This is a genomic window from Enterococcus sp. LJL98, assembly GCF_054871745.1.
Genome location: NZ_JBTXLU010000013.1, coordinates 1 through 25,610, shown reverse-complemented (window position 1 = coordinate 25,610; position 25,610 = coordinate 1). Strand labels below are relative to the sequence as shown.

Genomic DNA, 25,610 nt, shown 5'->3' with positions numbered 1-25,610 from the left:
TAAAAACCTTCTTTTATGAAATTGCTTTCTTTTTAAGGTATAATAGACGTTGAAAATCTTGAACAGTAAATGAGGAGAGTCCATGAATTTACAATCTTTTGAACCAGACGTCTTATATGCTTTTGACCTTTGGAACCAACCAGACAATGAAAATATGATTCACCATCACGACTTTTTTGAAATTTCCATTATTTTACAAGGAGAATCACTCTATTTAATTGACAATGAATGGCAAACGGTCCGCAGTGGGGATATTTTGCTTTTTAATCCGGGGATTGATCACGCCGAAAAACAACTTTTAAATACGTATTCGCACCAGTTACATATCGGGATTAAAAACTTTCAACTCCATGGATTGGCAGAAAATCATTTTCCTCTTAGTGGTTCCTTGCTTTCAATGAAAGACAGCCAACTAAAAATTTTCGACAAAGCTTGGCAACTAATCGAAGAGTTTAACCAACAAAAAACGAATTTTAACTTGATGGGAAAGGCACTCGTCATGGAGATGATGATTTTAATTTTGCGTAGTTTGGAAAAGAAAGTCCGTTTTTCAGATGAAACACAAGCCAGCCAAAACGACCGCATGCATCAAGTGATTCAATTAATTATGACCTATATGGAAAATAACTACGCCAAAGATATTTCAATCGAACACTTGGCGACCCTTTATTATGTCAGCCCAACCTACCTTTCCAAAATTTTCAAAGATTCCACAGGCGTCTCTCCAATTAACTACCTGATTCAAATTCGCTTAAAAAAAGCACATGAATTGTTACAAACAGAAGATTTAACCGTTAAAGAAGTCGCCAAACTCGTTGGTTATGAGGATGCCTATCATTTTAGTAAATCCTTCAAAAAACATTTTGGGATTTCTCCTTCCGTTGTTAAAAACAATGATCGCCCCAAAAAAGCAGAGTAGCGCTTCTTCTCATCTTCTATTCGAAAAAAACATGTCATCCTTGCATGCCACCTCGATTCTCAGGCTGGCTGTCAAAAGATGGCATGTTTTTTAGAGGGTAAAAATGGCAAGCCTCACGCTTCTCGACAGGCGAATTGAATAGCCTCTAGAACTTCGCTTGCAAGCCTTTCAACTCTTTGTGGCTGAAACCGAGGAAAAAAACAACGAATGATCGGACGAAAAAAAAGCGCCAATCGGGTCCCTCGTCGTTGACTCCCAACAATGAGGCTTGGACGAAAAATAAGTGCTTCTGGATAATAGGACTGAATGTTCGCTTCCGCTTTTTGTTTTGAAGCAAAATAACCTTGTAAAAAGCGTTTGGTAAATGGCTCGGCGGATAAATAAACGAAAAGCGGCACCTTGGCTTTTTTCCCATTTTCTGCGAGCAAGCGCGCGGCATCTTCATTGAAGCGTTGGTAGGTCACCCCTTTTTCTGGTTGCTCTTGAATGATGCCTATCGCGTCAACAAGTACAGTCATCTGTTCCAGTTCTCCCAACCATTCTTCCGGTTGAAAAACATCGGCTGCCAGCCATCTGACTTCTTTTTGCCAAGATGCTTGATGGGTCGGCTTGCCCTTTCTCGAAACACTTGTCACCTGAAAGCCAGCTTTTAACGCTTGTTGAATCAAAACTTGACCAAAAAAACCAGTGCCACCAAATACAATCATCCCTTGTTTCATCTCTTTTTCTCCCTTCTTTTTCAAAATAAATCAATCCTTCTCCTTTAACGAAAAGCAAAGATAAGAAAAAGAGACTGCAACAGCTGTCACAGTCTCTTGGTCGTTTCATTCTTCCATTGGTGTTTCTTCTGCCAAAGCATCGGGTAATTCGGGTTCTTCCATTGCACCAGTAAAAGCATCGGCATCTGGTTCAGAAACCTCTGGCGTACGATCGGTTAGATTTCCGAGGCTAATACCGATCCAAACAGTTGTACCAGAGCTGATGAATTGTCCGTAAACGCTCATCTCCACAACCGTCCCTTTCGGTTCAGCAGAATCGACGTAGTACACAGAGTAATAAACATTTGCACCTTTCGATTCATATTCATCAAAGAAAAGTTTAGGTAAGTCCCCTTCATTCACTGAGCCACGTAAGTCTTTCATATAGGGCTTTCCGTTCGAATAGACCACGGTCACGGTTGGAATGGTATCTGTTTCATTATACTGTTTCCCTGCTTCGACGGACTGGCTAATAAATTGTCCATAAGGGACGGAATCAGAATACAAGCTTTTTATCACAACAGGAATCTTCGCTTCAATTGCAGATGCTTCATCCATCGTATATTGACTATAATCAGGCACTTCAATCGCTTTTCCTTTTGAAACATGTAAAACCAAAGTTTCATCTTTTGCGATTTTTTTCCCTTTCGCAATTTCTTGAGAGATGACGGTCCCCTCAGCAATGGTATTCGAAAAATCTTTTTCTATCTTTAATTTCGCTTCATTTTTCTTCGCCCATTCTTCCGCTTCCGTCAAGGTTTTGCCTTTTAGTTCAGGTACTTCAATGTTCTTTTCAAAAACTTCTTTCCCTTTTGAATAATAGAGCATCAAGCGGTCTTTACGTTTGTAATCCTCTGCTTTTAACTCTTTATTCGCAAACTCCTGCTTGATAAAAGCACCACTTTTCAACTGATTATCATAGTTTTCAATAATGGTGATATTTTCTGCTTTTTGTTCTTCAATCCATTTGCTCGCTTCGTCTTTTGTCATCTTAGAAAAATCAGCTAACTTGATTTTCTCATCTGGATTCGGACCTAGGCTACTCGTAATCGCTAAAGTTTTCCCTTTGCGAATTTTTTTATCTGCAGGAAAATCTTGTTCAATGACTTGATTGATCTCTTTTTCAAAATCATACTTTTGTTCGACTTCGATTTTCACACCAGACTCATTGCCCCACGTTCGAACTTCAGACACTTCTTTTGACACAAAATTCGGCACTTTGACATGCGTCAGTTGATAGTAGGTCACAAAGAGCAGTAATAATGCTAAAACAGAACCGATACCAATCAATAAGTATTTTTTTTGTTGTTTTTTCTTATATGTTGGGTCAAATTCGGTTTCTTCTGTTTGGAATCGACTGACACTTGTTTCTTCTCTTTTACTGCGACGCATTGGCGTTGGCTCAGGGTCAGGTTCCACGCTTGGTTCTGAAAAACCTTCCATTGGTTCCACGTTTTCCATTGATTCTTCGATAAGGTCTCCGTTTAAGGGACGCTCAAAAACGTTTTCTGGTTGCTGGCTGACTGTTTGTTCGTCCGTCGCTTTTTCCGTCTTTTTCGGTTTTTCTTCTCCTTGTTTTTTCCCATCATATTGCCCTTTTGTAAAATTAGATAAAAAATCACTCATAAGTCTTTAACACACCTTTACGCAAGTAGAGTCTCTCATCCGCTTGTTGAGCAATTTCATTCGAGTGCGTCACCATGATGACACATTTATTATGCGTATGTGCGAGCTCTTTAAAGATATCTACAATTTCTTGTTCCATCTCTTCATCTAAATTTCCGGTGGGCTCATCTGCTAAAATAATATCCACATTCGTCGCTAATGCCCGGGCAATCGCGACCCGTTGTTGTTCCCCACCTGATAGTTGATTGACTAAACGGTTCGCTTTGTCACGGGTAATCCCAATATAATCTAATAAGTTATAAGCGACTTCTTTATGGTCTTTTGGCAATTCATTATCGGTAATTGACATCGGGACCAAAACATTTTCAACAGCTGTTAAATAAGGAACGAGGTTATAACTTTGGAAGATAATGCTGATTTTGTTTCGTCGAAAGTGGTCATAGCCAATTTCTTTAATATCTTTGCCATCTAGTAATACTGTCCCCTCTTTGGGTGAATCTAAGGCACTAATCAAGGATAAGAAGGTTGTTTTTCCTGAGCCGGATTGCCCTAAAATGGAATAACATTTTCCCTTTTCAAATTGAACTGAGGCATCTTTTAAAATATAGCGACGTTGATCGCCATCTTGATAATAATAATCGACGTTTTTTGTTTCTAATAAAGTCATCCTAATTCCCCCTTACATCATAATTTTCTTTGGATTTAAACGTAAAATATATAACAATGGCACAATTGCTGAAAGTAAGACCGTTCCTAATCCAATCAATAAGTAACTAATAATATACCCCACACTAAAAGTCACACGATAAGCATCTTGCACGTCTGCTGGTGTTAAATTATTATCCATCATCCCACCATAATACATCATGCCATCTTGACTACCACTTAACCAATCCATTTGTAATAAAGATTCCGATATACCTCCTGCTAATAAGTTCCCTGTAATTAAGGAAAGCACTAAAGCGAGGGCACTCGTTAACAACAATTCAACTAAAATTTGTCCAATAATTTTCCCACGACTCTCACCTAAAGATAAGTAGATGCCTAGTTCATGTTTTCGATCACGTAAGAATAATAACACAATTAAGGTAATAATCATTAGTGCCGCTGCGACCGCAATGATCACGACATACCCTGAGATTTTTCCGAGTTTTTTCATGCCGCCAGCTACTTGATCGTATTGATCACTGGAAGCGATAATATGATAATATTCATTTGAAATCAGTGCATTGGCTTCTTCACGGAAAGCTTCTAAGTCATCGGTATTTTTCAAGACGTAAGTCGTTTGATAGTACTCATCTTCAACGAGATCTTCTGCAGGTACTTTCCAGATTTTTTCTTGCATTTCTTTGTTTAAGGTTTTAACAAGTTCATTCGGAGCATAAATCGTATTGATTTGCTCCATCGCTCGCCAACTATCATCTGAAGCTTCTTCTGGCGACTTTTCTTTCGTTTCTTCTTTTTTCACTACAGTAAAGATTCCAATGACCTTCGTCGGAAAATCAAAAGTCACGACTTCCGGTTGCATCGGTGCCTCATCGCTGTCCTCATCCCCTTCTAAGGCTTCCATATCGTCAGGATAATATTCACTTGTCACATCCCAAACGAGTTGATCGCCTACGGATAGATTGTTTAGCTCTGCAACTTCTTTACTAATTAAAACATTTTGCGTCCCTTCTTGAATGTCTTTTTCTGAGAAGGTTGCTCCTTCGACAAGTTTGATTAGTCCTTCTTCTAAATCGACCATTTCTTTTCGATTCACGCCACGCACGTTAAACTGAAAACGCGAACTCCCACCATAAGAAATGCCCATATCTTCTGGGCTATATGCTTTGACTTTATTGGTCCCAATGTAAGAAGTAACGGAATAATCAAAATACTTAACATAAGACAAAGCCCCGATTGCTTCGATTTCTTTTAAACTCGGGTTCTTAAAATAATCGTGTTCATCTTGAAATTTTTCTGGATTTTCTTGATATTCTTTATCAAAACGCTCGTAGTCCATTTCGACGGTCGCTCTTGCGCCCATTTGTTTTTTTGTTGCAATTTCAACATTTTTTGTCGATTGCTCAATCGAAACGGCACCCGCGATGACATTTCCTAAAATAAAGACGACTAAAAATAAAATCAAAGAACGTCCTTTCCTTCTCGTAACACTTTTTAACCCCCGTTGCCAAAAATTCATGCTGTTTTCCCTCCAAATTCACTTTTCCATATTATTTCACAAAAGGAGAGGCCTTACAATCGTTTTCCAAAGTAAAGTCGCCTTTCTAATTCTTCTTTAAAATTCCCAATCCAAAGAATGAAATAAAACTCCTTATTTTATGCATGTTTCACGACAGAAAAAGAGAATCTTACTTCGACTAACAAAGTTGTAAGATTCTCTTTTTTCTTAAACAATTCTTATTTTTCTCGTGTATCGATCACAATTGTTACAGGTCCATCATTGATTAAAGCGACTTGCATCTCTGCGCCAAATTCTCCCGTTTCAACCGTTAGCCCCATGGCTGTTAATTGCTGGTTGAAATGTTCATATAAAGGAATCGCGACTTCGGGCCTTGCTGCCTTAATAAAACTCGGTCGATTGCCTTTTTTCGTCTCTGCATACAAGGTAAATTGTGAAATACTTAAAATACTACCCGAAACGGTTTGCAAATCTCCATTCATTTTGCCCGCCTCATCTTCAAAAATACGCAATTTAGCAATTTTCCGAGCTAAATAGTCGACATCTGCTAACGTATCTTCTTCATGAATCCCTAATAAAACCATCAATCCTTGATCAATTTGACCAACAATTGTTTCATTGATTGTGACACTGGCTTGTGACACTCGTTGAATCACTGCTCGCATGGTTTCATCCTTTCATTCGTTCGACGCTATAAACATCGGGAATTTGATTAATTTTCGTAATAATTTGTTGTAAATGTTCCAAGTTTTGAATCGAAACGGTTAGACGAATGGTGGCATTTTTTTCTTTATCCGAGCGTGCTTCTACGCTTGAAATCCGCTTGGTTAAGGCGTTGACGGTTTGCAAGACGTCATTTAAGAGCCCTGAGCGATCGAAGCCATAAATCTCCAAATCTGCATCGTATTCTTTATTAATATTGCCTGCATCTTCCCATTCGACTTCGATTAAACGTTCTGCTTGTTCGGGTGAATTAAGAATATTTGGACAATCCGCACGGTGGATTGAAATGCCGCGTCCCTTCGTAATGTAGCCGACAATCGCATCTCCTGGAACGGGATTACAGCAACGACTGATACGTATTAGTAAGTTTTGCACGCCTTGAATCACGACGCCACCTTCATGACGAATCTTCATTTTTTCTGATTTTTTCTCAACGGGCTGATTGACCAAGTCTTGGATTTTTTGTTTTTCTTTTTCTTGTTCTTTTTCTTTGCGTTCTTGCTCCGTGATTCGGTTAGCAAAAGTGGTTGGACTAAGTTCACCGTAGCCAATCGCTGAATAAAGATCCTCTTCTGTTTGATAGTTGTAGCGAGCACTCACTTCTTGAATTTTTGCCTTGGTTAAAATTTCTTTTGGAACAAAGCCCATTTCTTGTAAGGTTTTGACAACTAAATCTCGACCTTTTTCAATATTTTCATCCCGATCTTGTGTTTTAAAGAAACGGCGAATCTTATTTTTGGCTTTGCTGGTCGCAACGAGATTTAACCAATCGCGGCTTGGACCTAGCGAATTTGCTGAAGTTAAAATCTCAACGATGTCCCCATTTTTCAATTTATAATCGAGTTGCACAATTTTGCCATTGATTTTTGCACCAACGGTCTTATTTCCAATATCCGTGTGGATGTTATAAGAAAAATCAAGTGGACCTGAACCTTGTGGTAATTCCGAAACATCGCCTTTGGGGGTGAAGACATAAACTTTATCGCTAAAGATGTCCCCTTTCACACCCTCCATAAATTCAGACGCATCAAAACTCTCATCTTGTAATTCCAAGAGTTCTTGGAACCAACCCACTTGCTGCGTTAATTTATCAGGTTTCGCCTTGTCTGTTGCCCCTTCTTTATAGGCCCAGTGTGCTGCAACCCCAAATTCAGCGATTTCATGCATTTCATGTGTTCGTATTTGAATTTCAATCGGTGTGCCTTTTGGACCAATCACCGTAGTATGTAATGATTGGTACATGTTGGCTTTGGGCATGGCGATGTAATCTTTAAAACGCCCAGGCATTGGTTTCCACTTCGTATGAATCGTCCCTAAAACAGCATAACAATCTTTAATAGAATCGACGATGACACGAATCGCTAGTAAATCATAAATTTCATCAAACTGTTTTTTCTTATCCACCATTTTACGATAAATCGAATAAATGTGTTTCGGCCGCCCATAAATTTCGGCGTAGATGTCCAGTTCTTCTGTTGCGATTCGAATTTCTTCCACGGTTTCTTCCACATAAGCTTCGCGTTCTTCCCGCTTGGTTTGCATTAAATGCACGATTCGATAATATTGATTTGGATTTAGGTAACGCAAGGCGCGATCTTCGAGTTCCCACTTAATTCGACTAATCCCTAAACGATGTGCCAAAGGAGCATATATTTCCACCGTCTCTTGTGCAATGCGTCGTTGTTTGTCTTCTCTCAAGTGATTTAAGGTCCGCATATTGTGTAAGCGGTCCGCTAGTTTCACCATGATGACGCGCAAATCTTGTGCCATCGCAATTAACATTTTCCGATGGTTTTCGGCTAATTGTTCTTCATGGGACTTGTATTCAATTTTCCCTAATTTGGTCACACCATCGACTAACATGGCCACATCTTTTCCAAATTCGACTTCCAAATCAGCCAATGTCACGTCGGTATCCTCCACTACATCGTGTAAAAAACCGGTCGCAACGGTGTGAGGATCCATACGAAGTTCTGCTAGTATTCCTGCCACTTGAATCGGATGAATAATATACGGTTCTCCTGATTTCCGAAATTGGCCTTCATGTGCTTTCCTTGCATAGTTATACGCTTTTTCGACAAAATTCGTATGTTCCTTACTCATATAAAATGACACTAAACGGACAACATTTGGTCCTGTTAAAATCACTTCTTTTGCCATTGAGAACCCTCCCTTAGTAAAAAGGCCTGGGAAACTCCCAGACGCTTTCTTTGTATTTAATGACTCAAAATAAATTCTACAGTGTTATTATACAAATTTTCAGAAGGTTTTTCAAATCTCTTTCCTCTTGTCAATCCATGCTTACGACTGTAATTCTAATTGATAACTCACGGCACTTAAAAAATAAAGCGGCGCGGTTTCACAACGTAAAATTCTTGGGCCTAAGCCACAAAGGATTCCCCGTGCTTCTGTAAATGTCGTAATTTCTTTTGGTGTGAGTCCCCCTTCTGGTCCAAAAATCACTAGAAGACGGCTGCCAGGAGCAATCGTTGTGAGTACCTGGCTGAGTTGACTTTGTTCCCCTTTTTTTGCTGCTTCTTCATAAGCAACCAGCACGTGGTCAAATTGTTCAAGCTGTTGATAAAAAGCAGCATTGGTTTCATGTAAAGTAATCACCGGCGTCACTTGACGATGGGATTGCTCGGCCGCTTCTTGTGCAATTTTCTCTAAACGTTGTTGCTTTTTGTTTAATTTTTTCCCGTCCCATTTCACGACGGCACTTTGCGCAGGAAAACCAATAAAAGCATGTGCCCCCAGTTCGGTTCCCTTTTGGACAATCCATTCTAACTTGTCTCCTTTTGGGTAGCCAGAAGCAATCGTCACCTGAACAGGCAGTTCTTTTTCTTGTTGTTCTTTTTCAATTTCTTTCAAAACAACACTCTCTGCTAAAATAGCCGTAATCTCGGCAATCAATGATACTTGGTTTGTAAAGACGAGATACACTCGCTCGCCTGCTTGCATCCGCATCACACGTACCATGTGATGATAACTTTCTCCAGTAACTTCATATTGTGGTTTTGTTACATAAGTTTCTGTTAAAAAATATCGTTGCATTTTACTCTTCCTCAGCTTTTCCTAAAATCATTGCATACCAATCTTTTTGTTGTAATATTTCTTCCACCACAAAACCATGCGCTTGTGCAGCATCAATCACCATTTGTTTTTTGGCCTCAATAATACCGGAAACAATTAATTTCCCATTTGTTTTTAATAGGCGATGCGCATCTGCTAGCATCCGTAAAATAATATCGGCTAATATATTTGCAACAATCATATCGGCTTTTATTGTGACACCGGTTAAAAGATCGTTGGCTTGGACGACGACTTCTTTGGCAATTGGATTCAAATCCATATTTTCTTGAGCTGCTCGCACTGCAACTTCATCTAAATCATAAGCATAGACCGCTTGCGCACCTAAATACTTACTTGCGATACTTAATACGCCGGATCCTGTACCAACGTCTAAAACTGTTTCATTTCCGCGCATCGTCATTTCTAATGCTTGAAGTGTTAAGTTTGTCGTCGGATGCGTGCCTGTCCCAAATGCCATACCTGGATCTAAAGTGATAATTTTTTCATTGGGATCGTTCGTTTCATAAACTTCCCAACTAGGTACAATCGTTAAGTAACGGGTCACACGGACTGGATGATAGTATTTTTTCCAAGCCGTTGCCCAATTTTCGTCAACGACTTCACTCACCGTCACTTCATTTTTGCCAATTGCTAAGCCAAATTCTGGTAATTGAGCAATCCGTGCTTGAATTGTAGGCAGATGTTCTGGTAAAAAAATCGTTTCTGGGAAATATGCCATCACGAAAGCCCCTTCTTCCAAGCGAGTGTAAGTTGTTTGATCTAAGATTTCACCGTAAGCATCACTTTGAAAGTTCTCGATATCTAAGGCATCTTCAATCGCGACCCCACTTGCACCAGCCTCCATCAAAATATTGGCTACCGCTTCGACCGCCTCACTTGCAGTCTCAACTTTTACTTCGTTCCACTTCATTTTCTCGTTCTCCTTTTAGTAGCTTGGGTAAGCAATCATTTGTTCTTGTCCGGCATATTTGGCGATACAGTCGGTATAACGTTTTTCATCAAAAGTCAATTCAAAGACTTCTGATTCTTCTTGGGTTAAAAAATCAAGCAAATCGCTTTGTCCTTCATCTAAAATTTCTTTTAGGTAATCAACTAAACCTGCCAATTCTTGCTGCTTCATTCCTTTTTTTCCTTCGTAAGGGAGCACTGCTAAATAGTCTTCTTCGTTCACTTTTGATTTTGTCGGGTGATAAAGTAAAATACCATCCTCAAATTCAATAACTTCCTCTTCAGAACCCACGCCTGACGCATCATCAATCAACCACTGTTCTTTATTTTCTGCAAATAAAAGAAAGACAATTTCGATGGTATGGTTTTTCGCATCCCAATCCAATGCCACTTCATAATCTGCCATTTTTTTTGTTAACTGCGTATCTAAAAAACTTAACATTGTTTCTTTTGCCATTATTTCTTTCCTCTTTTCTTCTATTTCTCTTTTAACCAACCATGGTCTTTATCGATCTCTTTTTTACGAATATTGGTCACGTATGGATTGCCTGCTACAATATAACGCAAAGGTCGGTCGGTCCATATCCCTTTATTCGGAATACCAATGCGTGGTAAACGTTCAATTTTTTTGGGTGTCCGTTTTTTTTCCGGAACAAGATGCAAATGGCTTGTAAAAATCGACTGACCATAGAGTTCTTTTGTGACGCCTAAAGCTGCCACTAGTTTCCCAGGGCCATTTGACACGTCCACACCCGTTTTTTGGCGATTTTGCTCCATCATTTTCAGCCCTTCCACCGGTTCAAGCCCACGCATCATCACCCCTTGTGGATAACCCGCAGGTTGCGTCACCATATTTAGTAACAAATGCCCTCGCATCGCATATAAATAAATCGTGCCCGGCTCTTGATACATAGCTGTTAGCCGCGGTGTTTTTCGCATCCCAAAGCTATGAGCAGCTTCATCCTCCGGTCCTAAATAAGCTTCGCAATCAACAATATAGCCTCCGATTTTCCCGGCCGGACTCGCATGTTCTAAATACATTCCTAACAAGGATTCCGCCACTTCTTCTGTTGCTTTTGTTTGAAAAATTTCTATTATTTCGTCCATTGTCATCACCTATTGTTTATGATACACAATTCTGGCCTTTTAGGCTATTAAGAATCCTAAGGAAATGGCTTTTTTCTACAGGTGACGCCGTCTATGTTATACTAGCAACAAGAGAATCAAAAAAGGAGCGGATTCAATGCAACAACCTCTTGCCTTTCGGATGCGACCAAAAAACTTAGATGAAATTGTTGGCCAAACACAACTTGTCGGTCCCGGAAAAGTTATTCGACGAATGGTGGAAGCAAAAATGCTTTCCTCTATGATTTTATATGGGCCACCAGGAACGGGTAAGACAAGTATTGCCAGTGCGATTGCCGGCTCGACTCGTTTTGCTTTTCGAACCTTAAACGCGGCCACGGACAGTAAAAAAGATTTACAAGTTGTCGCGGAAGAAGCAAAGATGAGTGGCACCGTGATTTTACTGCTTGATGAGGTCCATCGCTTAGATAAAACCAAGCAAGATTTTCTCTTGCCACATTTAGAAAATGGCCGGATTATTCTCATTGGTGCGACGACAGAAAATCCTTACATTGCAATCAACCCCGCCATTCGTAGTCGAACCCAGATTTTCGAAGTCCTCCCATTATCTGAAGAAGACATCATACAAGCCGTAGAACGCGCCTTAACTGATAAGGAAAATGGGCTTGGAAACGAGCAGGTTTCAATTGATGAAGACGCGCTACTCCACTTATCTCGTGGGACAAATGGGGATTTGAGGAGTGTCTTAAACGGATTAGAATTAGCCGTTCGTTCCACACCGACAGACGAACAAGGACTCATTCATTTAACTTTACCAATTATCGAGGAGTGTATCCGACGCAAAGCCTTAACCCACGATAAAAAAGGCGATGCCCACTATGATGTCATCTCCGCTTTACAAAAATCGATTCGTGGCAGCGATGTGGATGCGGCCCTTCATTATTTGGCACGACTGGTTGAAGCAGGTGATTTGGCCATTATTTGTCGACGACTCTTAGTCATCGGCTATGAAGATATCGGCTTGGCAAATCCAAACGCCGCCTCCCGAACGGTCAATGCCGTTTTAGCAGCAGAAAAATTAGGCTTTCCCGAAGCACGTATTCCCTTAGCGGAAGCGGTGATTGATCTTTGTCTTTCACCAAAATCAAATTCCGCGCTCACTGCAATCGACCTCGCCCTCGCAGATATTCGTACAGGAAAAGTCGGCGCAGTTCCCGATCACTTAAAAGATAGCCATTACCAAGGAGCTAAAACACTCGGTCGAGGGATTGGTTATCAGTATCCACATGACACAGAAAACGGTTGGGTCAACCAAGAATATTTGCCACAAGTTTTAAAACATGCTCGTTACTATTTACCTAAAAATACAGGGAAATATGAACAAGCCTTAGCTTTTCGATACAATCAAATTCAAACCTGGCAAGGGAAGAAAAAGAACTAAAAACCGCTTTCATTGTTTGTAGCTAGCGGTTGCGTCATTTTTAATCCTATGCTATGATGTAGTTGGGACATCTGTGATGTACGAGTTATCCCACTTTAGTGTTGACCGAACATATTTATTGATATATTGGGATCCGTCCGGTGTTCAAGTTAGTAACAAGCCTTATCACTTGGTAGTTCGATACTTTGACCGTGGAACCCACCTGCTTGAATTTGCGGGATCAATACTCCGGGACAAGAAACGGCATTAACGGAAAACCCATTTTTTTAACACTTAAGGGCTGTGACAACTGTCACAGCCCTTTCCTTTTGCTTTGGTTCATTTAAAGAAATCTTTTCTACAATTAAATCCGCTCATCCTCTTCATCTTCAATAGACGTAAAGGAAGTCATTTTCTCAAAAGCAAACAAGACGCCGACTAAAATTAAGATGGCTACTGAAAGGTACAAGGTCTCAATGCCGCCACCATGTTCAAGTAATAATTCCCGTAAAATCGCCGTCATACTAATTAAAACCAGGTAACGGACTGGGATATGATGCCCGTCTTTGATGTATTTCAATAACATTAAAATAATTTCTAACAAAATAAACAAAGTAGCGATTTCCTCGATTAAATAACTCATCTCGCCAATTTCATCTAAAGGGATGACATGTTGAATCATCACATAGATACTTTCTCCCATCGCGATTAAAACGACTAAAATTAAAATTCCAATTAAAATGTCCACAGCCATACCAATTGTTTTTTCAAATTTTGGAAAAACCTTCATGCATTCACACTCCTTTTTTTCTTTACTTCCCATTATAAAAAACAAATCAAAAAAATGCTTTAATTATGCCTTGAATCCTATTTGCAATGACCGACCGCATCTTTTATACTGAGTGTATCATACCATTGAAAGGATTTATGTAAAATGATTATCGCCTTATTATTTTTAATTGGTTTTGTTTTGATACTCTTTAGTTTTTTTCTATTAAAAAAACAAGCCGTTTTTTTAACCTTACTGCAATCAGCCGAAAAAGAGAAACATCCTTTTTTAACTACTTATGGCTGGGTTTTCTTTGCTTTAGGTATCTCCTCCTGCCTGCTCGCCCCCTTTGCCCAAAAAGAAAGTGCCTTATTTTTTATTGCCGTCATGCTACTTGTTTCCGGACATTTCAGCTACCAATTCTCAAAAAAAATGGGTTAATACGATCAATCTCATTTGGCAATTCCCCTGAAATAGCTTACAATAAAGAAAAGGATAGAAGGATGTGGTTTTTATGTTACAACAGTACAATCGAATCATGGTCGCAGTTGATGGATCAAAAGAAGCAGAACTGGCTTTCCAAAAAGCAATTAACGTAACAAAACGAAACAACGCGGAACTCGTCTTACTTCATGTGATTGATGCCCGCGCCTTTCAAACAATGACTTCCTTTGATACAATGCTTGCCGAACAAGCAACTGAAATGGCAAAGGATTCTTTGACTGAGTACGAAAAAACAGCCAAAGAACAAGGCGTTACTTCAATTAAAACACTGATTGAGTACGGTTCTCCGAAAACCGTCATTGCCAAATATGTCCCTTCCGAACACCAAGTTGATTTGATTATGCTTGGGGCAACGGGATTAAATGCAGTTGAACGACTCTTTATCGGTTCCGTTTCTGAATACGTGATTCGGCACGCTCCTTGTGATGTCCTTGTCGTACGAACAAATTTAAATAATCATTTACCAAAAGAAGAGTAAACAAAAAAAGGAAGGTGTTGGTTTAAAAGCCAACATCTTCCTTTTAAATTTCGACACTGTATTCTTCCATCATCCGTTTTAAACTAAACCCACGACCATTCACTTCACTCGCATCCAACGCCACAAAAAAAGCTGTTTCATCGATTGTTAAAATCGCTTCTTTAATCGCCAAAAATTCTGTTTCTGGAATCACGGTCATAATAATTTTCCCAGGTTTTTGAGTATAGCCACCTTCAATTGGCAGCAAGGTCACGCCCTTATCTAACTGGTTGATAAACAAGTGATGAATAGCCTCATATTTTTCCGAGATGATAAACAGGTTTTTTGAACGAAGAACACCTACTTGGATACGGTCGACGACTCTTCCAATAATAAATAGGCTAATTAATGAAAAGAGAACAGTGTCTTGTGTGAAGGCTAAAAGCGCCGTCGAAATCACGATCCCATCCACAACAAATACAGAAACGCCTAATGATATTTTAAAATATTTATTCACAATTTGCGAAACAATTGCTGAACCACCTGTCGAAGCATTGCCTCGAAAAACTAAACCTAAGCCCACACCTGTTAAAATCCCACCGTATAAAGTTGCTAAAAAAATATTGGTTGTTAACGGGGGAAAATTCGCGGTAATCGCAATAAAAAAAGGATTCATTAAACTACCGTAAATTGTTTTTAAACCGACTTCTTTTCCTAGCAGTAAAAAACATAAAACAAGCAAAGGGACATTAATTGCATAAAGCGTTCGTGCAACGTCCCACCCAAATAAATCATTTAAAACAATGCTTAGTCCACTCGCGCCACCTGCGACAATTTGATTCGGTAAAAAAACCATATTCACACTTAAAGCTAAAATAAATGCACCTAAGGTGACATAAAGTGTCTCTTGAATCCTTTGTTTCTTTTGTTCTTGCGTCAATCTGATTCCTCCTTAATCTCTTCCTTAACTGTTATACCATATTGTTTTTATTTAGGAAAGAAAAGAAGTATAATAAGTAAAAGGAGTGGATTAAAATGAAAAAGCTCTCAGTCTTGTTGTTATTTGGACTCTTACTTTTTAGTGCTTGCCGCCCCAAGGACACCCCGCCAGTCACTTCTTCAAGTAGTGAAAATACCAGTTCCAGTCTCGTAAATGAATCCACCTCCGAATCAAAAACCGAGACTTCAACCGAACAAACCTCTAAACCTTCTGAAAGTCACTCTGAAGCACCCATCCCAATCGACACTCAGCGTAATCTCGTTGGTACCTGGACACAAGAGAACCAAAGGCTCATCGTTTATCCAAATGGGGATTGGGAGCTCTCTGGAAAAATTAATAGCACCGGTACTTTAACGGTTGCAGCTGATTTTGACCAAACAAAAATGATTAAATTAGATGGATTCAATCAAAACATTGATGGCATTGGAACGTATTTCATCGTCCATTTCAATCCTGACTCAACCAAAATCGGTTTTGGTTACCTCGGTCAATTTACTCGTTCAGGAGAGCAAAAAGAAACCCTTTCTGACAAGCTCTTCCAACCAAATTACCAACAAACAGCCATTGATTTCAACCAAAACATTTTAGGAACTTGGACGATTAAAGAAGGCACAGAATTTCATAATACTTGGAACTATAATCCCGACGGCACTTTCGAAATGTATTCTGAAGGTCGAGGAAGTGCGACTAGAGGAACTTACAAAGTAAAAAAATTAAAAAACAATTGGATCGATGTCACCTACACTTATGACGAAACAGGCGAATCTTCCACCCATGCCTACCTTATCAAAGATGGCCTGATGACTGAAAATCATTTTGAGGAGATAAAAATGGTTCGCAATCTCGTTCCCGCATTTCCAAATCCATAAAAAATCAGTGTTCCTCATCGGAAGATTCCTAAAAATCGCCCAAACGTCTCGTTCGAAAATAAGACGCTGGGCTGATTTTTAGTTTTTTTTAGTGGCTATTGATTTCTATTTATTTACTTGGTAGCGCACTAGACGCAAGCCATTAAAAATAACAATTAAGATAGATGCTTCATGAATGAACATTCCCGAAGTCATATAAATAAAACCTGCGAAAAGACCCACAAATAATAAGGCGACTGTTGCCAGAGCAATCGCTATATTTTGACGCATATTGATGATGGTTGTCTTGGTTAGGCCATAGGCATGGACCAGTTCATCAAAATGGGAACGCATCAAGACAATATCTGATGTTTCAACTGCAACGTCTGTCCCTGATCCCATCGCAATGCCAATATCGGCTAAGGCAATCGAAGGGGAATCATTAATCCCATCACCAATAAAGGCAACTACGTGACCGGCTGCTTTTAATTTTTGTACTTCTTTCACTTTATCTTCTGGTAGTAGCTCTGCTTTGACCTCATCGATCCCTAATTGGTGAGCCACTGCTTGTGCGGTCGTTTCGTTATCTCCTGTTAACATCACAAAACGTTTGATCCCCATTTTTCGCAATTGGACCAGCGCATCTTTCACTTCTGGACGTACGACGTCTGAAATTCCGATGATCGATAATAATTGACCATTCATTGCGACTAAGACGAGTGAATGCCCTTGTGCTTTGATGGCATTGATTTGTTGTTGCATAGATGGTTGGATGGCAATTTCTTGTTCCCTCAATAAGCGTTCATTGCCTATAAAGAGTTCTTCTTGGTTAACCCTTGCTTGTAGGCCACGTCCTTCAATCACATGCGTAGCTGCTACTGGATACTGTCCTTGAATCCCTTGCTCCGCTAAGTAAGTCACAATCGCCCGTGCCAAAGGATGGTCGGACTCTTTTTCAATCGCCATGACATACTCAAGTACCTGGCTTGCCTCTTTTTGGACCATCACCACTTGACTAACCGCTGTTGTTCCTTGCGTTAACGTACCCGTTTTGTCAAACACCATCGTATCGACTTGATTCATTCGATCAAGCACTTCGCCACCTTTGATTAAGACGCCGTGCTTTGCTCCATTTCCAATACCTGTGACATTTGACACCGGGACCCCAATCACAAGTGCTCCGGGACACCCTAAAACTAACACCGTGATGGCTAAACGTAGTTCTCGTGTGAATAAGTAAGTGAAAAGGGCAAAAAGAATCACAGCTGGAGTATAGTACCTGGAAAATTTATTAATAAATTTTTCCATTACAGACTTGCTATCTTGTGCTTCTTCCACAAGCTCAATAATCTTACCAAATGTCGTTTCTTCGCCGACTTTTTCCGCTTGAATTTGCAAAGTCCCATTCGTCAAAATCGTACCTGCAAAAACCTTGTCTCCGACTTGTTTTTTGACTGGAAAAGATTCACCCGTAATACTTGCTTCATCAATAAACCCTTCACCCGCTAGAACCACACCATCTACTGGCACTTGGGCACCCGTTTTGACAAGTAGCCGATCGCCTGCATCAACCCAATCAATTTCAACTTCTTCAACATCCCCTGCCTCATCCAGTAACCAAGCCGTTGTTGGCGCCATTTCAACCAAACTTTTGACTGATTGTCGTGTTTTTTCAATCGTTCTCCGTTCCAAATAAGCACCAAATAAAAACAAGAAGGTGACAATTCCTGATTCCGCATACTCACCGATCATAAAGGCACCGATAACGGCAATTGAAACGAGCAACTCGATACTAATTACTTTATTACGAATGGCTTGAAAGGCTTGCAATAGAATCGGTAAGGCGCCGACAATGGAAGCGAGTATCATCGCGCCCTTTCCAATTTGTTGCCACTTTAAAAGATACTCACTCAATAAGGCCAATGTTACCAAGGAACCACTTAGTAGAATGATTTGATTTTGATACTGCTTCATAAAACGTTGAATCTTCATTTTTCTTTCCCTCCTACTTGATATCCCTAGTCTATGTCAAAAGACAAAGATTGAAATTGACAGGTATCAAGAAAAAACAAAAAAACACAAAAGAAAGTCTGAACGCCTCTTCCTTTTGTGTTTTTACGAAAAATGAAGAAGTTTCCTCATTTTTGTCATGGCAGGTCAATCTGGTCGTGCTAAGTCAAAGATCTCACCTAACTTGCTGTAGCTTTGACCAGCTAAACGACTGACTGGAGCCAAGCTCTTGGGATTAATTTTTCCAGCTTCATAAATTTGATTGGCAATCACATAATTCTCAACCTTTAGTAAAAATAAATCAGCAGAAACGCCTGTTGCCCCTTGCACCTCAATTGCTTCCAAAAGAGTGACCTCTAAACGCACTTTGGCTTCTTTTAATCCAGGAACCGCCACTTGGCGCGATGGAACTAAATGAAAATTTGCTACGGAAAGTTCGCTTTCCGTGGGTGCTAAATTTGCAGCCGTTTGGTTGGCTTCCAATACGTTTTCTTCGTCTAATAAATGAACAACCGCTTCTTTTTGTTGTTTCAAATGACGTGCCGTATCTTTTGCCACTCCCTGTTTCCTTTGAACCGCTAAAGAGAGTACCGGTGGATCCGAACTGACAATCGTAAAAAAACTAAATGGGGCAATATTCACATGCCCCGTTGGTGATTGTGTCGTGACAATTGCTACTGGTCGAGGAATAATCGAACCAATTAAGAGCTTATAATTTTCTTGTGGTGTGATTTTTTCGGGTAAAATTTCTAGCATAAACTTTCTCCTATCGAGTGGTATCAAATGGACGGATTACACTTTCAATATGCGCACGATTCGGTTCTAGGAAAGGCGGCAATGCCAAGCTTTCACCCAATGTTTCATATGGTTCATCTGTCATAAATCCCGGTTCATCTGTCGCAAATTCAACCAAAATATGACCAATTCTCACATATAAAGACTCAAAGTAGAAGCGATTCACATAACCAGAATGAGGAAGCCCTGCTTGATTTAAACGTGATTCCCACCATTTGATCGCAGAGGCGTCTTTGAGGCGTAAAGCAAAGTGATGCACTTCACCGTACCCTTGTTGTCCTACAGGCGACTGGGTGTCTTCGACTAAAATCACTTGCGCTCCGTTTCCTTTTTCGCCAATCTCCAATAAATAACGATTTTCTTCTTGCGCAATCGTTTGAAATGTCAGTAACGCTTCAAAAAGTTGTTTAAATTCTTTAAAATAACTTATCGTAATTTCGACTGGTCCAAGACCGTAAATGGCATATTCAACCGGGACAGGCCCTTTTTTCCATGGGATTCCTGGTTGCATCCCTTCATTTGTTTCATCGGAAATTAATTGATAGGCTTGGTCGTCAAAGTCCCAAAAACGTAAGACTTTCTTTCCAAATGAGCGAGTAATTGCTTCATGCCTTACATTGAATTTTCCAAAACGTTTTTGATAGTAAGCCAAGCTCGCATCACTTGGTACACGAAAACTCGTGCGAGAAATGGCATTGGTTCCCTTACTTCCTTTTGGATTATTTGGAAAATCAAAAAAGGTCATGGCTGTCCCAGGCGTACCAGCGTCATCTGCATAGTAGGTATGATACGTGTGGATATCATCTTGGTTAACACTTTTTTTCACCAAACGCATGCCTAATATCTCGGTAAAAAATTCATAATTTTTAACAACATCACTTGTCATGGCTGTCACATGATGAATTCCTAATGGTAAATCCTTCTCATTCATTGAGGTTGCTCCTTTTTATTCTTTGACTTTTTTTAATAATTCTTTTAGTTGTACTAATTCTTCTTCTGTTAATTTTTCAAAATAGGTGGCAATTTTCTTTGCATGAATTGGAAAAATTTCTTCCATCAATACGCGGCCTGCATCCGTAATTTCAACATAAGTCACGCGTTTATCTTCTTGACAAAGCAGACGCTGAACATACCCCTTTTTTTCAAGTTGATCAACAACATAAGTAGTACTACTACTCGCAATTAAGATTTTATTTTTGATTGTTTGCGTTGTTTGAAAGCCTTTATGGTATAGTAATTCTAGGACTGAAAACTCTGTTAAATTGAGTCCGTAGCAACTCACATCTTTACGAACGATCATTTCTAGCGCGCCGCTCGTTCGTAAAACAGCAATCAAGGCTTGCAAACTTTTCTCTTGTCGGTTCATTCTCTACACTTCCTTTTTATTTCGAATTCGAACTAATCATACTGTATTTCTATCTATCCGACAATTTAAATGCTCAAACCCCTTAAGAAAGTTCCTGTTTTCCTTCTTAAGGGGTTTTTCTAACGATATTTAAAAGTCACTTCTTTTTTCGTTCGCTCATCACGACGGCATGTCGTAATTCCTCCAAGTGAATCGAGACTGTTCCCACCATAAGAAAACGCTTACTTGTTTATTTTACTATTAAACTCAAAAAAAAGCTAGTCTGATTGCACTAGCTTCAGTTGTTATATTTTTTTTCGATTCAAAATCAATACACTGAGGAAAAAGCAGCCGATTCCTAAAACAATGGTCAGTCCGATGCTTGGCAACCATTGATTGAAGTTGGTGCTTGCCTCTAGAATTCCTAAGTTTTGTCCAATCAATGAAAAAGGATGCCATTCTTTCAATTGATCAAACCAAGCAAGCAGGTAGCCGAAGAGGAGGACTAAAATAGTTAGTAATAGCCCTTCAAATTGACTCCGAGCAATGGTTGAGGTCAGTAAGATGAGATTCATAAAGAAAATACCAAAAAGCAACACAGGGAAAAAAGCCACCCAAGGATGAGGACTCGCCTTATCCGGAAAATAAAAGACTGTGTAACCATAAGTAATACCAAATGAAACTACCAGTGCCAAAAACCATTGGGCATACAAGACCAGTGCTTTACTGGCTAAAATCAGCGAACGCCGCATCCCTTTTGTGACTAGGTTAATAAACGTGCCCTGATTCATTTCTTGACTCACCGTCCCACTAAAAATAATTGCAAATAAATAAATACCTATCTGACTAATATTTTTATAAAATTGCGTCCAGGAATCAAATGCAGTGGGTGTAAGGACTGGAAATTCTTCTCCAAAACTCAAGCGCATAATTTCTGGTGTTAATTTAGCGACGAGTGGATTCATAATACCAAAAGCAATAAAAATCACTAGTAATAAAAGCAAACGTCTTGTCCGCCAAGTCTCTAACCATTCTTTTTTTGTAAATGCCCACCATTGGTTCATTTCGTGACCTCCAAATAGATTTGTTCGAGTGAAGGCGCAAGGTGTTGGATCTTTTTTGCCTCCAATTGTGTTGCCAGTAAAATTTCCAACACTTGGTGAAAGGCCTTGGAATAATCACCTTGATAGGAGAATAAGACTTGATTTTCCTCTTGTTCAACAGCTGACCCTTCTAAAAGTTCAAACATTTTTTGGGCATCGCTTGCTTCTTCAAACGTGATTTCAATCTGAGGTTTGGCATATCTTGCTTTCAACGCTTCGATTTCACCGGTGACTTTTAACTGCCCCTTATCCAAAATACCGACATAGTCAGAAATCCGTTCCACATCACTCAAAATATGGGTCGAAAATAAAATCGTTACCTTGCCACGTAACGAGGCGAGTAAAGACAGGAATTCATTTCGACCGCTAGGATCAAGTGCAGATGTCGGTTCATCACAAATGAGAAATTCCGGTTCATTTAAGAGGGCTTGAGCGATACCTAGGCGTTGTTTCATCCCCCGAGAAAATCCTTTAATCTTCCGTTTTTCTTCCTTTAACCCAACTAAATCAAGCATCTCTTCTACCCGTGCTCGTCGCTTTTCTTTCGCGATGCCAGTCACTTCACTACAAAAATGTAAGTATTCTCTAGAAGTCATATAGTCATAAAACGCGGGTACATCTGGTAGGTAGCCAGTTAGTTGATTCGTTTTCGTTTCTCCAAAAACAACTTTTTGGCCTTTTAAAAAGATTTCCCCTTGGGTCAATTCATCCAAACCTAAGATTAATTTCATTGTCGTTGTTTTTCCGGCACCATTTTTTCCAACGAAACCAAAGATGCTCCCCCTGGGAATTGAAAAAGACAAATCTTGTAAGACTTGCTTACTACCAAAGTTTTTACATACATTTTTCACTTCTAAAAGGTTCATTCTGTTTCTCCTTTTCCAAAAACAAAGTAAATCACCGGGCCAAAAAATTGAATCATGAGCACAAAAATCAGCCAAAAAATTCGATTCCCAAAACGATAGTTGGGATGTTTCAAGACATGAATGACTGCGCTCAACATCAAAATCAAATTCAGTGCAATTAAGGGGAGAAACAAGGGTAAGTTATCAAAAAAAAGTTGAGAATTATTCATCTTCTTGCTCCTTTAATTCATTTATTTTTTGAAAAATCTCCGTTTCTTGGTAACGAGCCAATAAGGGACTTTCAAGTACAATAGCCAATAGTTCTGCTTTGAGGTCTGTCGTTTTCCGTGGGAGCTGATTGCCTAACTCTAACTGGTTCAACCAAGGATCAATTTGATCAAAATACTTATCTCCATGCAGAGTTAAAGGCACTTGAAGTTGATCGATTGCACGGGAAAAATCGGTTAAGACGCCTAGTGTCGCTTGGTGATTCTCAAATTGAGCAAAACCAAAAAGAGCAGAGAGCTGAAAATTGATAAGACTGACTGGATTGAGTTTTTCCAAAGCAAAAGTTTCAGCCAGAACACTTCCACGTTCGTAAGTCATTTGAAATTTTTCTTCGTCCGCTAGCAGAAACTGTAAGTAATTCGTGAAGCCACTCATGATAACAAAGAGGTATTGGGCGATACTGCTTTGCAAGGTAGCGATGCCACGCTGATTTTCTCCTTGCTGTTGAAAAGCCACTGCAATGAGTGTTTCTGTCGGAAAGTAAGCCGGCACAAATTCACCTAGAAGTTCAAGTACCTCCGCTGGTTGCTTGAGTGCCAATAGCGCATTTGCTTCAAAGTTTCTCGCTTGGGTCATCAATTCAAAATCATTGGTTTGCGTTTTGACATGTAAAAACCATTCACGGGCTTCCTTCATATAAGTCACTTCTTTTTCTTCGCCAGCGACTTCAGGAAAATAGGTCCAATGATTCATTAAAAAAAGACCCATCTGGAGGACGAATGGATAACAAGAATAATAGCGTTGGACGAGTTGACGAAGTTGCATTAATACTTCCGCCCCAGATTCTTTTTCGAGTGACGTCTTTAACATCGTATAAATTTGTTTTATTTCTTCCGTTGAAAGCTGTGAATGATAATCGAATAATTCATCCATCGTCAGGTTAAAAAATGCTGCCAATAAAGGTAACAATGTGATATCTGGATACGTCAGGCCTGTTTCCCACTTGGATACGGCCGCTTTTGAAACACCTAAAAAGATGGCTAACTCTTTTTGGGTTAACTTTTTTTCTTTTCGTTTTTCACTAATCACTCGACCAATTTCCATCCTTCTTCCCTCCTTGCTGTTTAGTATAAAGGAAATATTTTTAAACTTCAAAGGATGCCTTGTTAACTTTTGCTACTAAAAGTATCGTATGAAGATACTTTTTTATTGAACATTGCTCAAAAGATTTTAAAAAAAGGAACGGCAACATTCGTCACCGTTCCTTTCTTTCGCTCATTTTTTTATTAATCTCAGCTCATATTTTTTTGTTTACTTGGTGCCAAAGAACTTTTTCGTTGGTACCATATCCGTATAACTAACTCCAATACCTGTTAAGGCACTAAGCATGGAAAAAACAGGGGATAGCAAGCTAAAGAAAACAAATGGTAAATAAGTTAGTGTCGGAATCCCAAATGTTCCTGCTACAAAACTTCCTGCAATCCCCCAAGGAATTAAGTAGTTAATCACCGTGCCACCATCTTCCAGCGAGCGACTTAAAACAACCAAATCGATTTTGTTTTCTTTATAGACTTCTTTAAAAGCATTTCCCGGTAAGATCACGGATAAGAATTGTTCACCTATAAAGAAATTCACTCCTATTGAGGTTAATAGACTGGCAATGATAATCCCTGAAGTCGCCTTTAATTTGTTTGCGACAACGGTCATTACGGTTGAAATCAGTTGCGTTTCCATTAATAAACCGCCAAGTGATAGGGTTAAAATAATTAAGGACACTGTTGGCATCATACTGGCAATCCCGCCTCGTGAAAGGAGTAAATCAATTTGATGATTCCCTGTCTCCGATACAAAGCCAGACTCGATAAATTGAGCAATTTGAGTGAGGGGCGTTTCTGGTGTTTGTACGATAATAAAAAGAATGCCCAGACCAATGTTAATGAGAATCGTTAAAATAGCAGGAATCTTTCTCCAAGCACATAAGAACATGACCAGAATTGGGAGTAAAGCCCAAAGTGTGATTGAAAAGTTCGTTTCCAGCACTTGGATTACTTGATTGATTTCCGCTAATTCCGTCGTTTTTTTTGATACACCAAAAATAGCAAATAAGATTAAGGATACAAAGAAAGCTGGGATGGTTGACCACATCATGTTTTTAATATGTTTAAATAAATCAACTTCAGCAATCGCAGCAGCCAAATTTGTTGACTCTGAAAGTGGCGACATTTTATCTCCAAAAATGGAACCTGAAGCAATCGCCCCAACAATCAGTGGTGGATGAATGCCTAGTGTTGTCCCAATGCCAAAAAAGGCAATTCCAATCGTTGACATGACGGTAAAAGCACTACCCACCGCACTTCCCACAATTGCACAGACAATAAAAACAGAAGGGATAAACCACTTCACGCCAATCATCTGAAAGCCGTAAACCATTAAGGTTGGGATAATTCCCGCTTGAATCCAAACGGAAATTAATGCGCCAACGAGTAAAAAGATAAAAATCGGGATAATTCCTGGTTTAATTCCATTGACAATCCCTTCATTGACTCGCTCAAATGGAATTCTTTTGATAACCGCATAAATCATGACTACAGCAATGGAAAATAAAATTGCAATATTCGGTGTAACTTGTAAGATAATCACTCCAAAAGCGATACTTGCTATAATTAAAGTTAAAATAAGACTTGCTTCTAAAAAGCTTGGTTGATTTTTTTTGTTCATTTTTTCTTTCTCCTTTTTCATTCAACTCGTACGTGATTAAAAAGAGAAACGATAACGAATCTTTCCGCCACAATTCACTCTGCTTCCTCCTATTCATTGATATAATCGAGTAGGAGAATAATCATTAAATGATTATTCGTCCTCTCACACCACCGTACGTACGGTTCCGTATACGGCGGTTCAACTTTACATCACGTGTACTTTTTGGTATTGTTTAACTGAAAAGAGTA

At 39.4% G+C, this 25,610-nt stretch carries 26 protein-coding genes and 1 other RNA gene; 6 read left to right on the top strand and 21 right to left on the bottom strand.

Translation table 11 applies throughout. The annotated features are described in order from the left end of the window. Positions 1-82 precede the first annotated feature (82 nt). The gene (locus tag ACYSNO_RS10525; RefSeq protein WP_461731046.1) at positions 83-919 is read left to right on the top strand and encodes an AraC family transcriptional regulator; all 837 of its coding nucleotides are present in this window, start codon (positions 83-85) and stop codon (positions 917-919) included. A gap of 113 nt (positions 920-1,032) precedes the next feature. On the opposite strand, the gene ACYSNO_RS10520 is transcribed toward ACYSNO_RS10525, so the two are convergent. From ACYSNO_RS10520 to ACYSNO_RS10475, 10 genes are all read right to left on the bottom strand, one after another. Then, a complete protein-coding gene (locus ACYSNO_RS10520) occupies positions 1,033-1,638 on the bottom strand; it encodes an NAD(P)H-binding protein (RefSeq protein ID WP_461731045.1) in 606 nt (201 codons plus the stop codon). A gap of 105 nt (positions 1,639-1,743) precedes the next feature. Then, positions 1,744-3,303: a PASTA domain-containing protein gene (locus ACYSNO_RS10515; RefSeq protein WP_461731044.1), complete on the bottom strand. Its 1,560-nt coding sequence runs from the start codon at positions 3,301-3,303 to the stop codon at positions 1,744-1,746. Then, positions 3,296-3,970, bottom strand: a complete 675-nt coding sequence (locus tag ACYSNO_RS10510; protein ID WP_461731043.1) for an ABC transporter ATP-binding protein — start codon at positions 3,968-3,970, stop codon at positions 3,296-3,298. The genes ACYSNO_RS10515 and ACYSNO_RS10510 overlap by 8 nt, the downstream gene beginning before the upstream one ends. A 12-nt stretch (positions 3,971-3,982) precedes the next feature. After that, positions 3,983-5,488, bottom strand: coding sequence for an ABC transporter permease (locus ACYSNO_RS10505; protein WP_461731042.1), 1,506 nt, complete (start codon positions 5,486-5,488; stop codon positions 3,983-3,985). A 218-nt stretch (positions 5,489-5,706) separates the two neighbouring features. Then, on the bottom strand, positions 5,707-6,153 hold the full coding sequence (dtd, locus tag ACYSNO_RS10500; protein WP_461731041.1) for a D-aminoacyl-tRNA deacylase: 447 nt from the start codon (positions 6,151-6,153) through the stop codon (positions 5,707-5,709). A 4-nt stretch (positions 6,154-6,157) separates the two neighbouring features. Next, positions 6,158-8,371, bottom strand: coding sequence for a RelA/SpoT family protein (locus ACYSNO_RS10495; RefSeq protein WP_461731040.1), 2,214 nt, complete (start codon positions 8,369-8,371; stop codon positions 6,158-6,160). A 141-nt stretch (positions 8,372-8,512) separates the two neighbouring features. After that, positions 8,513-9,265, bottom strand: a complete 753-nt coding sequence (locus ACYSNO_RS10490; RefSeq protein ID WP_461731039.1) for a 16S rRNA (uracil(1498)-N(3))-methyltransferase — start codon at positions 9,263-9,265, stop codon at positions 8,513-8,515. Between the two features lies 1 nt (position 9,266). Then, entirely contained in the window at positions 9,267-10,214 is a 948-nt protein-coding gene (gene prmA / locus ACYSNO_RS10485) for a 50S ribosomal protein L11 methyltransferase (RefSeq protein WP_461731038.1), read from the bottom strand. A gap of 15 nt (positions 10,215-10,229) precedes the next feature. After that, on the bottom strand, positions 10,230-10,709 hold the full coding sequence (locus ACYSNO_RS10480; protein ID WP_461731037.1) for a DUF3013 family protein: 480 nt from the start codon (positions 10,707-10,709) through the stop codon (positions 10,230-10,232). A gap of 20 nt (positions 10,710-10,729) precedes the next feature. Further along, positions 10,730-11,359, bottom strand: a complete 630-nt coding sequence (locus ACYSNO_RS10475) for a DNA-3-methyladenine glycosylase (RefSeq protein WP_461731036.1) — start codon at positions 11,357-11,359, stop codon at positions 10,730-10,732. A gap of 136 nt (positions 11,360-11,495) precedes the next feature. Here ACYSNO_RS10475 and ACYSNO_RS10470 point away from each other — a divergent pair, with 136 nt between their 5' ends. Both ACYSNO_RS10470 and ssrS read left to right on the top strand, forming a co-directional pair. Further along, positions 11,496-12,779, top strand: a complete 1,284-nt coding sequence (locus ACYSNO_RS10470; RefSeq protein WP_461731035.1) for a replication-associated recombination protein A — start codon at positions 11,496-11,498, stop codon at positions 12,777-12,779. A gap of 65 nt (positions 12,780-12,844) precedes the next feature. Beyond that, a non-coding RNA gene (gene ssrS, locus ACYSNO_RS10465) (6S RNA) lies at positions 12,845-13,039 on the top strand. Positions 13,040-13,122: 83 nt separating this feature from the next. Here the strand turns inward: ssrS and ACYSNO_RS10460 are convergent. Next, entirely contained in the window at positions 13,123-13,548 is a 426-nt protein-coding gene (locus ACYSNO_RS10460) for a phosphate-starvation-inducible PsiE family protein (protein ID WP_461731034.1), read from the bottom strand. Positions 13,549-13,692: 144 nt separating this feature from the next. Here ACYSNO_RS10460 and ACYSNO_RS10455 point away from each other — a divergent pair, with 144 nt between their 5' ends. Together ACYSNO_RS10455 and ACYSNO_RS10450 are read left to right on the top strand one after the other, a co-directional pair. Then, the gene (locus ACYSNO_RS10455; protein ID WP_461731033.1) at positions 13,693-13,968 is read left to right on the top strand and encodes a hypothetical protein; all 276 of its coding nucleotides are present in this window, start codon (positions 13,693-13,695) and stop codon (positions 13,966-13,968) included. A 73-nt stretch (positions 13,969-14,041) separates the two neighbouring features. Continuing rightward, positions 14,042-14,509: a universal stress protein gene (locus ACYSNO_RS10450; RefSeq protein WP_461731032.1), complete on the top strand. Its 468-nt coding sequence runs from the start codon at positions 14,042-14,044 to the stop codon at positions 14,507-14,509. Between the two features lie 43 nt (positions 14,510-14,552). Here ACYSNO_RS10450 and ACYSNO_RS10445 read toward each other — a convergent pair whose 3' ends face one another. Then, positions 14,553-15,428 carry a YitT family protein gene (locus ACYSNO_RS10445; protein ID WP_461731031.1) on the bottom strand — a complete coding sequence of 292 codons (876 nt, stop codon included), beginning with the start codon at positions 15,426-15,428 and terminating at the stop codon, positions 14,553-14,555. Positions 15,429-15,523: 95 nt separating this feature from the next. Here ACYSNO_RS10445 and ACYSNO_RS10440 point away from each other — a divergent pair, with 95 nt between their 5' ends. After that, positions 15,524-16,357 carry a hypothetical protein gene (locus ACYSNO_RS10440; RefSeq protein ID WP_461731030.1) on the top strand — a complete coding sequence of 278 codons (834 nt, stop codon included), beginning with the start codon at positions 15,524-15,526 and terminating at the stop codon, positions 16,355-16,357. 105 nt (positions 16,358-16,462) lie between these two features. Here the strand turns inward: ACYSNO_RS10440 and ACYSNO_RS10435 are convergent, their stop codons facing one another. From ACYSNO_RS10435 to nhaC, 9 genes are all read right to left on the bottom strand, one after another. Next, entirely contained in the window at positions 16,463-18,328 is a 1,866-nt protein-coding gene (locus ACYSNO_RS10435; RefSeq protein ID WP_461731029.1) for a heavy metal translocating P-type ATPase, read from the bottom strand. A 165-nt stretch (positions 18,329-18,493) separates the two neighbouring features. Further along, positions 18,494-19,102, bottom strand: a complete 609-nt coding sequence (locus ACYSNO_RS10430; RefSeq protein WP_461731028.1) for a flavin reductase family protein — start codon at positions 19,100-19,102, stop codon at positions 18,494-18,496. Positions 19,103-19,112: 10 nt separating this feature from the next. Next, positions 19,113-20,072: a ring-cleaving dioxygenase gene (locus tag ACYSNO_RS10425; protein WP_461731027.1), complete on the bottom strand. Its 960-nt coding sequence runs from the start codon at positions 20,070-20,072 to the stop codon at positions 19,113-19,115. 15 nt (positions 20,073-20,087) lie between these two features. Then, entirely contained in the window at positions 20,088-20,507 is a 420-nt protein-coding gene (locus ACYSNO_RS10420; protein WP_461731026.1) for a MarR family winged helix-turn-helix transcriptional regulator, read from the bottom strand. A gap of 284 nt (positions 20,508-20,791) precedes the next feature. After that, complete coding sequence (locus ACYSNO_RS10415) at positions 20,792-21,550, bottom strand: ABC transporter permease subunit (RefSeq protein ID WP_461731025.1); 759 nt, start codon at positions 21,548-21,550, stop codon at positions 20,792-20,794. Continuing rightward, positions 21,547-22,455: an ABC transporter ATP-binding protein gene (locus ACYSNO_RS10410; protein ID WP_461731024.1), complete on the bottom strand. Its 909-nt coding sequence runs from the start codon at positions 22,453-22,455 to the stop codon at positions 21,547-21,549. Before ACYSNO_RS10410 ends, ACYSNO_RS10415 begins: the two co-directional genes overlap by 4 nt. Beyond that, positions 22,452-22,664, bottom strand: coding sequence for a PLDc N-terminal domain-containing protein (locus ACYSNO_RS10405; RefSeq protein WP_461731023.1), 213 nt, complete (start codon positions 22,662-22,664; stop codon positions 22,452-22,454). Before ACYSNO_RS10405 ends, ACYSNO_RS10410 begins: the two co-directional genes overlap by 4 nt. Further along, on the bottom strand, positions 22,657-23,766 hold the full coding sequence (locus ACYSNO_RS10400) for a helix-turn-helix domain-containing protein (RefSeq protein ID WP_461731022.1): 1,110 nt from the start codon (positions 23,764-23,766) through the stop codon (positions 22,657-22,659). Before ACYSNO_RS10400 ends, ACYSNO_RS10405 begins: the two co-directional genes overlap by 8 nt. A 207-nt stretch (positions 23,767-23,973) precedes the next feature. Beyond that, positions 23,974-25,380, bottom strand: coding sequence for a Na+/H+ antiporter NhaC (gene nhaC / locus ACYSNO_RS10395; RefSeq protein WP_461731021.1), 1,407 nt, complete (start codon positions 25,378-25,380; stop codon positions 23,974-23,976). Positions 25,381-25,610: the final 230 nt, after the last annotated feature.